The organism is Gemmatimonadaceae bacterium (genome assembly GCA_036496605.1).
Lineage (GTDB): Bacteria > Gemmatimonadota > Gemmatimonadetes > Gemmatimonadales > Gemmatimonadaceae > AG2.
In genome coordinates this window covers 134,573-148,765 of record DASXKV010000068.1, presented here as the reverse complement: position 1 = coordinate 148,765, position 14,193 = coordinate 134,573, and the positions used below count along the sequence as shown (strand labels likewise).

General features: G+C 62.9%; 12 protein-coding genes. 7 read left to right on the top strand and 5 right to left on the bottom strand.

Annotation, left to right across the window (positions count from 1 at the left end; translation table 11 throughout):
- Positions 1-81: 81 nt before the first annotated feature.
- The 6 genes from VGH98_26110 (at position 82) to VGH98_26085 (ending at position 6,137) form a co-directional block, all read left to right on the top strand.
- The gene (locus VGH98_26110) at positions 82-1,374 is read left to right on the top strand and encodes a HAMP domain-containing sensor histidine kinase (protein ID HEY2379484.1); all 1,293 of its coding nucleotides are present in this window, start codon (positions 82-84) and stop codon (positions 1,372-1,374) included.
- The gene (locus tag VGH98_26105; protein ID HEY2379483.1) at positions 1,367-1,654 is read left to right on the top strand and encodes a hypothetical protein; all 288 of its coding nucleotides are present in this window, start codon (positions 1,367-1,369) and stop codon (positions 1,652-1,654) included. The genes VGH98_26110 and VGH98_26105 overlap by 8 nt, the downstream gene beginning before the upstream one ends.
- Before the next feature lie 89 nt (positions 1,655-1,743).
- On the top strand, positions 1,744-2,067 hold the full coding sequence (locus tag VGH98_26100; GenBank protein HEY2379482.1) for a hypothetical protein: 324 nt from the start codon (positions 1,744-1,746) through the stop codon (positions 2,065-2,067).
- Positions 2,060-3,469, top strand: a complete 1,410-nt coding sequence (locus VGH98_26095) for a sigma-54 dependent transcriptional regulator (GenBank protein ID HEY2379481.1) — start codon at positions 2,060-2,062, stop codon at positions 3,467-3,469. Before VGH98_26100 ends, VGH98_26095 begins: the two co-directional genes overlap by 8 nt.
- A 215-nt stretch (positions 3,470-3,684) precedes the next feature.
- Complete coding sequence (locus VGH98_26090; GenBank protein ID HEY2379480.1) at positions 3,685-5,472, top strand: polymer-forming cytoskeletal protein; 1,788 nt, start codon at positions 3,685-3,687, stop codon at positions 5,470-5,472.
- Between the two features lie 11 nt (positions 5,473-5,483).
- A complete protein-coding gene (locus VGH98_26085) occupies positions 5,484-6,137 on the top strand; it encodes a hypothetical protein (protein ID HEY2379479.1) in 654 nt (217 codons plus the stop codon).
- 85 nt (positions 6,138-6,222) lie between these two features.
- On the opposite strand, the gene VGH98_26080 is transcribed toward VGH98_26085, so the two are convergent.
- The 4 genes from VGH98_26080 to VGH98_26065 form a co-directional block, all read right to left on the bottom strand.
- Positions 6,223-6,804 (bottom strand): HNH endonuclease, encoded by a 582-nt coding sequence (locus VGH98_26080; protein ID HEY2379478.1) that lies wholly within the window; start codon positions 6,802-6,804, stop codon positions 6,223-6,225.
- A 351-nt stretch (positions 6,805-7,155) separates the two neighbouring features.
- Positions 7,156-8,490: an amidohydrolase family protein gene (locus tag VGH98_26075; protein HEY2379477.1), complete on the bottom strand. Its 1,335-nt coding sequence runs from the start codon at positions 8,488-8,490 to the stop codon at positions 7,156-7,158.
- 8 nt (positions 8,491-8,498) lie between these two features.
- Complete coding sequence (locus VGH98_26070; GenBank protein HEY2379476.1) at positions 8,499-9,293, bottom strand: hypothetical protein; 795 nt, start codon at positions 9,291-9,293, stop codon at positions 8,499-8,501.
- A gap of 10 nt (positions 9,294-9,303) precedes the next feature.
- Positions 9,304-11,661 carry a PBP1A family penicillin-binding protein gene (locus VGH98_26065; protein HEY2379475.1) on the bottom strand — a complete coding sequence of 786 codons (2,358 nt, stop codon included), beginning with the start codon at positions 11,659-11,661 and terminating at the stop codon, positions 9,304-9,306.
- A gap of 50 nt (positions 11,662-11,711) precedes the next feature.
- Here VGH98_26065 and tyrS point away from each other — a divergent pair, with 50 nt between their 5' ends.
- The gene (gene tyrS / locus VGH98_26060; GenBank protein HEY2379474.1) at positions 11,712-13,016 is read left to right on the top strand and encodes a tyrosine--tRNA ligase; all 1,305 of its coding nucleotides are present in this window, start codon (positions 11,712-11,714) and stop codon (positions 13,014-13,016) included.
- 5 nt (positions 13,017-13,021) lie between these two features.
- Here the strand turns inward: tyrS and VGH98_26055 are convergent, their stop codons facing one another.
- A complete protein-coding gene (locus VGH98_26055) occupies positions 13,022-14,191 on the bottom strand; it encodes an aminotransferase class V-fold PLP-dependent enzyme (GenBank protein HEY2379473.1) in 1,170 nt (389 codons plus the stop codon).
- Positions 14,192-14,193: the final 2 nt, after the last annotated feature.

Genomic DNA, 14,193 nt, shown 5'->3' with positions numbered 1-14,193 from the left:
CAGTCAGGGTGGATGCCGTTCCGTACTGCCTGTAGGTTTCTACACGAAACTGCCATTCGGGCCTGCGCGTAAGAGGTGCCAGTGAAGCGAGTTGGGTTTCGTGGTCGCCTCTTTGCCATCCTCCTGTCGTTCGCCCTTATCCCGTCCATCGTGCTCACGTTGTCGGGCGGGATCACGAGCTACTGGGCGCTGAAGCTCGTCGGTGCGCAGGCAGCCTGGGACAGTGTCGCGGCCTCCGGGAACCGAGCTCTTGGCGTAGCGCGCACGGCTCCCCTCACGACGGATCAGCGAAAGGCACTCGCACAATTTGACAGTACGCTGGGAGCAAATGCCCTTCAGGCGAGGAGAGCGAGCTACATCTACAAAGCGGCCGCGGTGCGTGCGCTCGCCGGTGCACTCGTGTCATTCCTCATTCTGGCGCTGCTGGCATCTCGCGTCGCCGGTCACTTGAGTCGCAACATGAGCCGGCCGCTGCAGGAGCTCGTCGGCTGGACGGAGCGAATCGGCCGAAGCCAGCCACTGCCGGAAGGTCCGCCGCGTCGCGGCGCGCCGGAGTTCGAGGTCCTGCGCCAACGGATGCGCGACATGTCACGCGAGCTCGAGCTCGGCCGGGCGCGCGCGCTCGAAGCCGAACGCGCCGCAACGCTCCGAGAGTCCGCGCGACAGGTTGCACACGAATTGAAGAACCCACTCACGCCAATTCGATTCGCCGTTGAGCGCTTGCGACGCGAGCTCCCGTCGCTCTCTCCGGCGCTTGTGGAGACGGTGGAGGTGTTGGACGTCGAATCGCGACGACTCGAAGCGATGGCGCGAAGCTTCTCGCAGTTCGGTCGTCTACCTGAGGGACCGCAAGCCGCAATCGACGTGGGGGAGCTCGTGCGATATACGGCACGTTCGACCGTGCCCACGGATATCTCGCTTGACATCGATGTCGACCATGCGACGCCAATGATTCATGGTCATCACGATGCGCTCGCGCGTGCGCTGTCGAATGTGATTCTGAATGCGGTAGACGCGTGCCGAACGATTTCCACAGGACGTTCGGCACAGATTACCGTACGCGTCCGGCCGTTCACGATCGAACGTGCTCGCGAGAGTAACGGTTCTTCCGCGAATGGGAATGGCAATGGGGCGGCGCGCGGAGTGGAGATCGTGGTCGCGGACAGCGGCTGTGGAATTCCACGAGAGCAGCTCAGTCGCATCTGGGAACCGTATGTAACTTCTAAACCGGGCGGCACCGGCCTTGGTCTCGCCATTGCGCGGCAGACCGTGCTCGCGCACCACGGTTCGGTTGGTGCGGAGAGCCAGCCCGGTGAGGGCACGACGATTCGATTCGTTCTTCCTGTCAACGACGCAAGGACTTCTGATGGTTAATCCCGTTTTCTTTCCAATATCGCTATTGGCGATGGTCGCCGTGGTGGCGATCGGCGTTCCACTCGCGCGGGGATTCGCGCGCCGGCTCGAGCAAGGCGGGCCAACGAAGATGTCGCCGGACGTACTGGCGCGACTCGAACGGATGGAGCAAGCGATCGATTCGATTGCGGTGGAGGTCGAGCGGATTTCGGAGGGCCAGCGATTCACGACCAAGCTGCTCGCGGAGCGCGCGACGGAAGGCGGCGTTGCCGCGACCCCTGGCCGCAGGCGTGAGGGTTAGATGGCCGAAACAGAGCACATGGCTGCCATGGCAGTTGCCAAAGCCGGAATTCTTGCCGCTCTCTTATGAGCCTAACGACTCGGATACTCATGACGCTCATGCAGGGTCCGCCGTTTCCTCCAGGGATGATTCCGCCGGAGGCCGTGAAGATCGTCCAGTCTTTCTTCATCACGATCGCCGTCATCGCGCTCGGCATTCCGATCATCCGCGCCTTCACGCGGCGATTGATCGACCGGCCGCCGGCGGCACCGCCGATTCCGGCCGACGTGCAGAATCGGCTCGAGCGCATCGAGCAGGCGGTCGAAGCAGTCGCGATCGAAGTCGAGCGCATTTCCGAATCGCAGCGATACATCACGAAGCTGATGGCCGAGCCGCGCGCATTGCCCAGCGGCCGCGGTAGCGCGAATGCCTAGTGTACTGATCGTCGACGACGAGCCGAACATTCGGCGCATGGTCGGTGCCCTCCTCGGCGCCGAGGGGTACGAGGTTCGCGACGCGCAGGATGGTGCGTCGGCGTTGCAGCGCGCGCTCGAGAGCGAGCCGGATGTGTTGCTGCTGGACCTCATGATGCCAGGCGAGATGGACGGTATCGCGACGCTCGCACAAATGCGAGAGAAGCTGCCCGACGTACCCGTTGTGATGATGAGTGGCCGGGCCGGACTCTCGGACGCCGTGCGCGCGACGAAGCTTGGCGCGTTCAATTTCCTCGAGAAGCCACTGAGTCCCGAAGGTGTGCTCCTCGCACTGAGCTCGGCACTGGAGCTCCGCCAGGTTCGCCGCGAGGCGAAATCACTGCGACGCGAGTACGGGCTGAGTGGCGACATGATCGGCGACAGCCCAGCGCTGATGCGCGTTCGGGAGCTCATTGCTCGCGTGGCACCGACTGACTCACGAGTACTCATCACTGGCGAGTCGGGAACCGGCAAGGAACTGGTCGCGGCCGCGATCCACGGCGCGAGCGCGCGGCGCGATCGCCCCTTCATTCGCGTGAATTGCGCGGCCATCCCCCGTGATCTCGTCGAGAGTGAGATGTTCGGTCACGAGAAAGGCTCGTTCACGGGAGCGACCGATCGACGCATTGGTCGCTTCGAGCTCGCTCACACCGGCACGCTGCTACTCGACGAGGTCGGAGATTTGGGTCCCGAAGCCCAAGCGAAGCTCCTGCGCGCAATCGAAGCGAAGGAGATCGAGCGTGTCGGCGGGGGAAAACCGATTCGCATCGACGTGCGCATTCTATCGGCGACGAACAAAGATCTCGGTCGATGCGTGCATGAGGGGACATTTCGAGAAGATCTGTTCTTTCGGCTAAATGTGATTCCGATTCCGATTCCACCCCTTCGCGAGCGGCCCAGCGACATACCCTCGCTCGTTCGGCACTTCTCTGCCCTTCACCGAATGCGCACGGGGCAAGCTCAGCCCGCCTGGACGGAAGACGCGATGGCGCTACTGACGCGGCATCGTTGGCAAGGGAATGTCCGCGAGCTCGCGAATATCGTCGAGCGTCTCGTGATTCTTCACGCCGGGCTGCCGGTCGATGGAGAGGACGTCTCGACGGTTCTGGCGATCGATGGCGACGGGCGTCGCGGTGCGCCGCCCGAAGCGCCGCTTCCTGATCCGGCTTCACTCGATTCCTCGCTCAGCGAGACGCTGGACGATTACGAGAAAATGTTGATCACGCGCGCTCTCTCGATGGCGAGCGGCAACGTCGCCGAAGCCGCGCGTCGACTGAAGACGGACCGTCCAAATCTTTATCGCAGAATGCGCCGACTGGGTATTACCATGGGGGAAGGCGCGACGGACGGACAACGCAGTTGATCGGCGCGACGGACGGCTCGAGAGCTGGAAACCGCCACAGATGAACAGCGTCGGAGCGACACGCTCTGGCTGTGACCTGTGGTGGACAGGTGTTGAATGTTTCGGAGATCCGTCGAGAAGGCAACTCTTTCTCGGAACGATCGTTATAATCGGGGCGCGGGGTGGGTACGTGGGGTGCCCAACGACGGGCGGACCCTTCACTCGGTGGAGTAGCAATGCGGACTTCTTTGGCGATCGCGGTGGCGATGCTGCCGGCGTGCTTCGCCGTCGCCGCAGCCCAGGATCGCACGGCGCCGGATACTGCCTTTCGACGCCGCGGCCTCCCGGCGGACGTTGCCCGTGAGGCCGCGTCGCTGTTCAACGCGAGCACTGGGTTGCGACTGAGCGGACCGCTCGAGATCGAACGAGGACGTGAGATCTTCGGCGACGTCGCCGTGCTGAACGGGCCACTCACGATTGGCGGCCACGTTACCGGGCGCGTCATTGCGTTGAACTCGGATGTCATTCTGCGGCCTTCGGCGCGCATCGATGGCGACCTGCTCGTGGTTGGCGGCGACGTCGAAGGGAGAGACGTCGCGGACATTGGCGGCGAGATCCGCATTTATCGCGAGCCGCTGCGCTACCAGCAGGATGGAGATCAGATCATCGCGGATCGAGACACACTCGCTGACGTGGGCGACCCATGGTGGCGCCGATGGGAGCATCGGCGAGCAGATCGAAGTTGGAGCAGGTTGCAGATCGCGTCGGCTGGCGCCTACAATCGCGTCGAGGGGCTGCCAATCAACCTGGGTCCACAGATCAATCGAACGACGCCGTGGGGCAGCACGCGGCTGGACGCATACGCCATTCTGCGCACCGGCAGCAGCTTTTCGTCGCGCGACGATGATGTTGGACACAATGTGCGCGGCGAGTTGCGCATTGGACGTCTCGAGGGATTCGCGCTCGGTGGACGACTGTTCAACGTCGTCGATGGCATCGAACCATGGCAGCTCTCGGATCTCGAGGTCGGGCTCGCATCGTTCCTGGGACACCGCGACTATCGAGACTACTACCAGCGTCATGGCGCGAGCGCGACGGCCTCGCTGTTCGCATGGCGGGGCGTGAGCCTAACGGGCGGTTTTGGCGATGAACGCTGGATAACGCGCGACGCCCGCAACCCATTCACCTTGTTTCGAAGCGAGGTGGATTGGCGGCCGAATCCACCGGTCGATGAGGGCCGTTTGCACATCGCGACGGGCACGTTCGTCGTCGATACACGAAACGACGAAGACAATCCGTGGTCCGGCTGGCGAGTCAGCGCCGATTGGGAGCGAGGCGTCGGGACGTTGGAGCGAGTGAACGTGGCCACGAATACGACTGGAGGGACGGATGTGTCCTGGACGTCGCCGATCCCGACGACGTACTCGAGGGGGTTCCTCGATGCGCGCCGGTACAATCGGGTATCGCCGGAGGCGCAGCTGAATCTCCGAGCCTTGATCGGCGGATGGCTGAGCGGCGATGCCCTCCCGATCGAGCGACGCGTCTCGGCCGATGGACCGGGCGTCATGCCAGGATACGGTTTCCGCAGCGATGCATCCGGAGTTGATTTAGGAACTTGTAATGTGGGACCGGTGTTTCCCGGCCAGCCTGCGCTCTGCGATCGCATCGCGCTCCTGCAAGCCGAGTATCGCGGCGATCTGCATTTCGATATTCAGCCGGATTGGGAATCGCACGATGACGCAATCGGGCGCGGCGAAGACGATGCCGCGCCGCGAGCGCGGGCTCACCACTTTCGCAGCACGGGCAATTGGGTCGTGTTCGTCGATGCGGGACGCGGCTGGCTCGTCGGTCCGCCCGATGGATCGCTTACATACGCGAGCGGACGCATACCGCCGCTCAGCAGCTTCAGAACAGACATCGGCGGTGGTCTCGACTTTGGCGGTGTAGGTTTTTACATGGCGAAGGCGCTGTCCTCGTCAGGCGAGCCGCTGCGATTGTTCATGCGGCTGCGACACAGGTTCTAACCTTTCTCGATTTGTCCACTCGATCGCTGATCGCGCTTGGCGTTGCTCTGAGCTTGGCCCCGGTATCAACGGCTCGGGCTCAGAGTCCGGTGCAGCTGGACATCATCGTTCCAGGCGGCACGTTCGCCGCTACGCAATCGCCAAGCATCGTGGGCAAGAACCTGCTGTCGGATCCAACGACGCGTGAGCTGCTTCGCAATGGATTTCCGACGAAGATCCATTACAAGGTCGAGCTCTGGCGCGAGAAGGGCCTGTTCAACGACATCGAAGGGTCGACCGAGTGGGAAGTGCTCGTGCAGTACGATCCCGCAGCGCAGGTCTACCGGGCGGTGCGGCGCAATGGAAATTCGCTCGAGGATTTCGGCGGGTTTGCCACGCTGACATCGGCCGAGGCGCCTCTGAGCCGACCGTATCGGGTACCTCTACGGCCGCGCGCGCAGGGTGGCCGATACTACTACAACGTCTTCCTCGACATTTCGACGCTGGACGTGAGCGACCTGGACGAGCTCCAGCGCTGGTTGCATGGCGAATTTCAGCCCGCGGTGCGCGGGAAGACGAATCCGGCGAGCGCCCTCAAGAACGGTATCGGTACGCTGCTCTCGCGCTTGTTAGGCGGCGAACGGCGGCACTATGAGCAACGCTCGGAAACGTTCACGGCAGGGTAGTTGATGGGTGGCGGTGACTCGTTGTTGGTGAAAACAAAACGCCGCGAGCTTTGCTCGCGGCGTTTCGGTTCTCGATGCGTTCACTTCACGGGTGCCGCTGGCCGTGGCCGCCGTGGTGAGCGTGACCGAGCGCAGCCGATACTTGAGCGGCCCCGGACCCGCGATGCTCAAGAAGCTCGATCTGATGCAGTACTTCGTCGCCGTAAAACGTCTTGATGTATCGCGCCTGAGTTGGCGTGAGGCGTCGAACCGCCCAGCTCAGATGTACGAAGTGCGGCTCGACTGGATGCGTAAGCGGGTGCATCCCGATTTCTTCCGGCAGCCGATTCCCCTTCCGCGTGTTACACGGGCTGCACGCAGTGACGACGTTGTTCCAATCGTTGGTGCCGCCACGTGAAAGCGGAATGAGGTGATCGCGCGTGAGTGCCTCCCGAATCTTGAGCTCTGTCGCGTGGCGTCCGCAGTACTGACAGCGGTAACGATCGCGCGCGAAAAGAAACGTGTTCGTCACCTGACGACGAAAGCGACGTGGCACGTGGATGAACTTCGTGAGTCGAATAACGGCAGGGCGTGGCATCGTGAGGCGTTCGGAGCGGACGACCTTATCCTGATCCGCTTCGACAATTTCCGCCTTGCCATCGATCACGAGGCGAAGCGCTCTTCGCATCGGGACCATGGTGAGAGGCTCGAACGACGCATTCAGAGCCAAACAACCAACGACCACGCAAAACCTCCGTAGGCCTTCGTGCGCGTGACGCTCGACAGCTTGCTCGCTTGCAGTCGCAAGCAGTCCAATTGAGGCCGCGCGCCGCTAAGATCGCGCTTCGTCAATTGGGGAGGTGGACGGCTCGAAAACGCTCACTTGTAACTTCCTTCCAGACGACGAATGGGCGCGCCGGAAGGGTACGTGTACTTCGGAAGCTATTCGCAGGCAAAATAGTCGACAAGGCGCACTCGGCCAAATTGGCCTGCGGCGTTCGAGAGGATTCGGGAGGCCTCGGAGGCGCAAGACCCTGAGTTATGTGATTCTCATCCACCTTTCGAGAGCATTCGCGCTCTCCTGGACACGTTTTTCGAGCGCGAGATCCTTTTTGAGAAGCTCGCCGTCCCGAACGAGGATCTCGCCGGCTACCGCAACAAAGGATGCTGGCGTGCCTGGCAAAGCGAAGACCGCAGCGGTTTCAGGCTCGTGGACGGGACCGACGTCAGCGAGGGGGAAAGCCGCAAGATCGGCTGATTTACCGACTTCCAGCGAGCCGACATCGTTCGCTATGCCCAGCGCCTGTGCGCCGCCGAGCGTTGCGAGAGTGAGTGCTGAATGGGCAGACACCTCACGCAGGTCACCGCGCCACGCCCGTTGAAGCAGCGCGGCAAGACGTGCCTCCTCGAGTAGATCCATGCGGTTATTGCTGGCCACCGAATCCGAGCCGACGCCGGCCGGAATGCCGGCGCTCAGGATAGCACCGAGAGGTGCGACACCGTGTCCAAGCTTCGCGTTTGACGCCGGACAATGCGCAACTCCGCAACGGGAGGCTGCGATTTGCGCGATGTCAGAGTCATCGACGTGAACGCAGTGGATGAGGAGAGGACGCGCTGCAAGTACACCGAGTGATTGCATCAACTCGATCGGCGTTCGCGCGCGGCTTGCGACGTCGATCTTGCGCGCGCGAAGCCCGTCCGCGAGTGGCCCGCTGCCGCTTGCGACGAGATCGTACTCGATTTGGCTCTCGGCGATGTGAATCGCGATCGGAAGCGACTCGTTACTTGCGTATTGCGCAACGGCCGAGAAGAGTGAATCCGAAACCGTGTACGGCGCATGCGGCGAAACACCGATGCGAACGAGCGGCGTTTCTAATGGACGCATCCGGTTCACCTTCTCGCGAAGCTCCGCGAGGGACGCACCGCACTGCGCAGGGTCGGGACCGAATACTTCCTGGTACATGATGCCACGAACACCACACTCGCGCATTGCATCGAACGAGACGCCGGAATCGCAAGTATCCGCGTAGGTGGTGATGCCGTGGCGAAGGCCCTCGGCAATACCGTAACGGGCGGCATCGAGGAGCATCTCTCGAGAGAGCACCGCGCGCTTGGAATTCGTTAGGCGTAGTATCCAGGTGCGGAAGTCCAGGTCCTCGAGAAAGCCGCGCATCGCCGTAAGTTCGAGGTGACAATGCGCATTGATCAGTCCGGGCAGAAGCAGCGTATCGCCAAGGTCTACGACGTCCGCGGTGGGTTCGTGGCCGTCGCGGGGTCCGACGTAAGCGATACGGCCACTGTCGACGGCGACAATGCCGTCCGTGATGGGCGGCGACGCGACGGGGACGACGAACTGGGCGCGGTAGCGGATCACGTGCTGGATCAGCGGGAGCGCTTCGCGCCCGGCTCAAAGAAGCCGGTGCGCGAACCGTGACGACGAGGATCGTAGAGCTCATGATCGGGCACGCCAATCGCTCGGGCGAGCGAGAGGGGAAACTCGATGTCCGCGACCTGCGCTTCGGTATGTCCATCGGAGCCGAGCGAGATGCGGACGCCGGCGCTCCACGCGCGCCTAACGAAACGCTCGTGCGGCCGGTAGCGGTTCGAGATCTCGAACGCGATCCCGGCGTCAGCCAGCGCATGTACGGCGCGTTCCTCGCGCTGCTCGGTCCACAGGGCTTCGGGTGGAAAGAGACGGAGCGCCAGCGGGAGAAGCGTCGGGTGCGCGAGGACATCGACGGGCATCTCTTGCGCGAAGCGCTCGAGATTCTCCACATGCGCCTCCATGTACTCGTCGGGCGAGACGTTCGGGAAGCGGCGTGAGAACGCGTAGACGAGCTCTCCGTTCGGCAACCAGATTCCGTGCAGCGAGCCAAGACGATGCGTGAATCGAGCGACAAGGTCGTTCGTGATCTCGCGCCATAACGAGTCATGCCAGCAGAATTCACCGCCGCGGAGCACGTCGTAGTGCGCGAGCTCGTCGAGATAGGCGCGCACCTCGTCGACCGTCGACACGGCGCTGTCCATGTAAGACGAGATGTGATCGCTCACACTGGGCGAAACGTGGCGATCGCGCGCGCGCCCGATCAGCTCATCAACCGTGAGCTGGCCGTCCGAGAACGTGGTATGCGCGTGGCAGTCGACGGGCAGCCACCCGTTGGACGGTCCGGTGGTCACTCCGCGATCGTCAGCGTGACTTCGCCGCCGGGTTCAGCGGCGGTACGCGAGTCGTGTCACGTCGCGGGCGCGTCGTGTCGCGCGTGCGTGTCCGCGGGAAGACCAATGAATCGCGACGACGGATCGAGTCGCCATCGGTCGGCCGCGCGGGTCGCGGCGACGGCACCGCTCCCGGAACGACGACAGGATTCGCAAACGGATTGGACGGCTGCGTGGCGGAATTCGCTGCGCCGCCCGTGTCCGGCCGGAGCGGCGTGCCAAGCCCCGTTGTATCAGGCGCCACCGACGGCGCGCAAGTTTGAGTCGGCTCGGTTCCAGGAATGAAGTACTCCGTGGATTGCACGCCGCCGCAGCCCTGCGTCCACAGTGTATTCGTCGTGACGTCGATCGACTGCGCAACGAGTCCGGATGGACGCGGCCAATCCGGAGGAGCTGGCTTGCGCTTGTAGACTTGATTCATGAAAGCGGCCCAAGCAGGCCCTGCGAGAACACCGCCTTGTGCATTCGCTTTGATTTTCTGCGGACGATCGAGTCCCATCCAGATGCCGGCGACGAGATCCGAGGTATAGCCGATGAACCAAACGTCGGTGCCGTCATTCGTCGTTCCCGTTTTGCCACCTGCGGGAAGATGAAACACGGATCCGACGGTGCCCGCGGCCGTTCCGCGACGGACGACGTCTTTCATCATGTCGACCATGAGCCATGCTTCTTCGGGAGAGAGCACGGCGGTGCGCTGGGGCGGCGGGGCCCAGAGGACGTCGCCCTTCTGATTCTCGACGCGCACAATGGCCATCGGCGTCGACCGCGTGCCGAGGGTGGCGAACGCGGAGTATGCCGCGACTAGCTCGATGGGATAGACGGACGCGGCGCCGATATGGATCGATGGATACGGCGGAATCGGCGTCGTTAAGCCGAACTTGCGCGCTTCGTCGATGACGCTCGCCTCGCCGAGCTCCATGCCGAGGCGGATCGTGGCGAGGTTTCGAGATTCATAAAGCGCGCGTCGGAGGGGCATCTTCCCCTCGAACTTGCTGTCGTAGTTCTGCGGCTCCCACGTTTGGCCACCTGGAGGCGTGTAACTCAATGGTGAGTCGTCGAGGATGTATGATGGGGGACGACCATTCTGAATCGCGTCGGCGTAGACGATCGGTTTGAATGTGGAACCCGGCTGACGCAACGCTTGCACCGCGCGATTGAACTTCGAGTCGTCGAAGTTGCGTCCGCCGATGAGCGCGCGGATGGAGCCGTCACGCGGATCCATGGCGACGAAAGCGTCCTGCAGATACGGGGAGTTTGCAGCCGCGCTCTCGTTGTCGTTGTCGACGGCCTGCGCGGCGTACTGCTCGTAGGATTGGTGCTTGTAGGCGCCGTACTTCCCCGCCTCGATCGCACGCATTTGGGTCTCGAGCGCGCGCTCAGCCGCCGACTGGAGCTCGACGTCGAGCGTCGTATAGACCTTTAGACCTTGCTCATACAATTGCCGACCGAACTGTTCGTCGAGCAGCTGGCGCACCCACTCGACGAAATACGGGGCGAATTCGCCAGCGTCGGTCTTTCGCGCGAGGCGCAGCGGATAGGCCTTGGCGAGGCTGGCGTCGGCGTCGGTGATCTCGCCGTCGCGACGCATCAGCTCGAGAATTGTGTTCCGCCGCTGAATGACCCGATCAGGAAAGCGACGTGGATCGTACCGACCCGGGCCCTTCGGAATCGAGGCGAGCGTCGCCGCTTCGGCGAGATTCAGATCCTTTACGGATTTTCCGAAATAGCGTTCGGCCGCGCTCTCGACGCCGTATGCGCCATTGCCGAGGTAGATCTGATTGAGATAGAGCTCGAGGATGCGATTTTTCGAGTACTTCGCTTCGATCGCGCGCGCCACTTTCGCTTCTTTCAACTTGCGGACGACGTTTTTCTCACGCGAGATGCGCTCGGGGAAAATGTTCCGAGCGAGCTGCATCGTGATCGTCGAAAAACCCTGACTCCAGCTGTGCGTGCGAACGTCGTTGAGAATCGCGCTCGGCACGCGCTTCCAGTCGATGCCGGCATGCTCGTAGAAGCGCTTGTCCTCCGTTGCAATGAACGCATTGCGGACGACTGGCGGGATCTGATCGATCTTGACGACGGTCCGGCGCTCGAGACCGATCTCGGCGATGAATCGACCGTCGGCCGCATAGAGCTTCGAGGTCTGTCGCGGCGTGTATTCGTCGAGGACTTCGACGGCCGGACACCGACCGGCTCGGCAGACGAGTGCCCAGCTGGCGTAGAACAAGCCGACCGCGAACGAGAGCGCGAACGCGAGGCCGATGAGCGAGCCGCGAACGATTCGCGGATGTTGTGAACGAAAGCGTCGGAAGGAAGCCAATACACGCATAGAATCAAGATAGCTGCGGGCTCTGCATCACGCGTCTATTTTTGACGATCATGGAGACGATGACGCACGCATTGCTCGACGAGCTTCGATGGCGCGGTCTGCTCTACCAGCATACCGAGGGAGTCGCTGCTTTGTTGCAGCGTGGCGTGGCGTCTGGGTATGTGGGTTTCGACCCGACCGCGACGAGCCTGCACGTCGGTAGTCTCGTGCCGATCATGGCGCTGGTGCATCTGCAGCGAAGCGGACACCGACCGATCGCGCTCGTTGGTGGAGGCACAGGGCTCATTGGTGATCCGAGCGGTCGGCCCTCGGAGCGAACGCTGATGTCAGCGGAGCAGGTGGAGATCAACGTTCGTGGCATTCGGGCGCAGCTCGAGCGCTTTCTAGATTTTGAGGACTCCAGTGGCAACGGCACCGGGGCCATTCTGGTCGACAATGCAGAGTGGCTGGTCAGCATGCGCACCGTCGAGTTCATGCGCGATGTCGGAAAGCATTTCACCGTGAATTACATGTTGCAAAAGGAATCGGTGAAGACACGTCTCGACGGCGGCATCTCGTATACCGAGTTCAGCTACATGCTGCTGCAGGCATTCGATTTTCTCGAATTGTATCGTCGATACGGCGCGCTCTTACAACTCGGCGGCAGCGATCAGTGGGGAAACATCACGGCCGGCATCGAGCTCATTCGAAGAACGGAGGCGTCGGAGGCGCAGGCGGCAACGCTCCCACTCGTGACGACGGCGTCCGGCACGAAGTTCGGCAAGAGCGAGGCGGGCGCAGTGTGGCTCGACGCGTCGTTGACGTCGCCATATGAGTTTTATCAATTCTGGTTGAACATCGACGATCGAGATGTCGGTCGGTATTTGCGGTATTTCACGCTCATGGGTCGAGACGAGATCGAAGCGCTCGATCAAGCGACCGAGGCGCGGCCCGAGCGTCGTGAAGCGCAGCAGGCGTTGGCGCGCGATATGACGGCGCGCGTGCACGGTGACGAGCCGTTGCGAGCGGCCATCGAGGTCTCGGAATTTCTCTTCGGCCGGCTCGAGCCGGACTCGCTCTCACGCGCGGCGCTCGAGGTGCTGAGCGCCGAGGCACCCTTCGTCGAAGTGAACGAGTCCGCGGTGAGCGACGGCGCCCAGGGTCTCGACGTGTTCAAGTTGCTCGTCGCGGCGGGGCTTGCGCCATCGAATGGCGCCTCGCGGCGGCTGCTCGAGCAGGGCGGTATTTCGCTGAACAAACGGAAGCTCGGGGCGACAGAGCGATACGTCGATGCCAGTGCCGTGCTGCTGCAGGGCTCGTACCTGATTCTCGGCAAGGGCAAGAGGGACTACGCCGTCGTACGAGTCATTCGTTAGGCTCGTCAGGACCGGTGCGTCGGCGCAGTTTCGATGATTCCCAGCGCTCGGCGGATCTCCTCACGGGTGTTGTAAAAGTGTGGCGACAGCCGGATCGCGCCTTCACGAAAAGAGTGACTGACGCCTGCCTCGCGGAGCACACGGCTTACCCCTTCCGCGTTGGGCATCCGTAATGCGACGATGCCTGCGCGGTGACGAGGCACCGATGGGGTGACGAGCTCCACCTCGCGTTGACTCGCCGCCCAGAGTACGACGATGTCAGCGAGCACACCAACCTGCTCCGCGATGGCGCGCGGACCAATCTCGTGCATGAGCTCGAGGCTCGCGTTCATCCCCGCAAAGTCTTGAAATGGCAGGGTAATGAACTCGAAGCGGCGCGCGTCGTCGCGCCAGGTGAGGTCATAGTCCACGAGACGCCGGAAGTCGTCGCTGCCCTTCACCGCCATCCAGCTCACGACGTTGGGCTCGAGCTCGGCAATGAGTTCGCGCCTCACGTACACGAAGCCAGTACCCCACGGCGAGAGGAGCCACTTCTGCGCGCCGCAAGCAAGAATGTCGACGTGACAGGCACGTACGTCGAGCGTGAGCGGCCCGAGTCCCTGGATGGCGTCGACGATGAAAAACGCGCCGCGTGCGCGACAGGCGCGCCCGATCGCCTCGAGGTCGACCGTGTATCCGCTCGCAAAGCCCACCCAGGAGACGGAGACCGCGCGGACGGCGGGATCCTCGAGCTCGCGACGGAGCGCGTCCTCGTCGACGGCGCCGTCGCAGGTCGGCAGGCGACGATAGACCACCCCGCGCTTCCGCGCGAGCTGCATCCACGGATAGACATTGGCGGGAAACTCGCGATCAGGCGTGAGCACGACGTCGCCGGGGCCTAACGGCAAGCCGAACGCGGCGACGTTGATGCCGTACGACGTGTTGACGGCGAGCGCGATCTCCGTGCTCTCCGCACCGATGAGCTGCGCGATCAACTCCCGACCGCGAGCCAACGTCGCGAACTGAATCTCGTCGGACAGGCGATACGGCGCGGCGCGGCGCGCGTCGAACTCACGAATCGCGGCAAGCGTGCGCTCGGGCAATGGGCCGGTGCTGGCGTTGTTGAGGTAGATCGCCTCGGCGCGCGCCGCCCAGGGGAATTCGCGCTCGCGCAACGCGTCAACGTCAAATGGCAAGA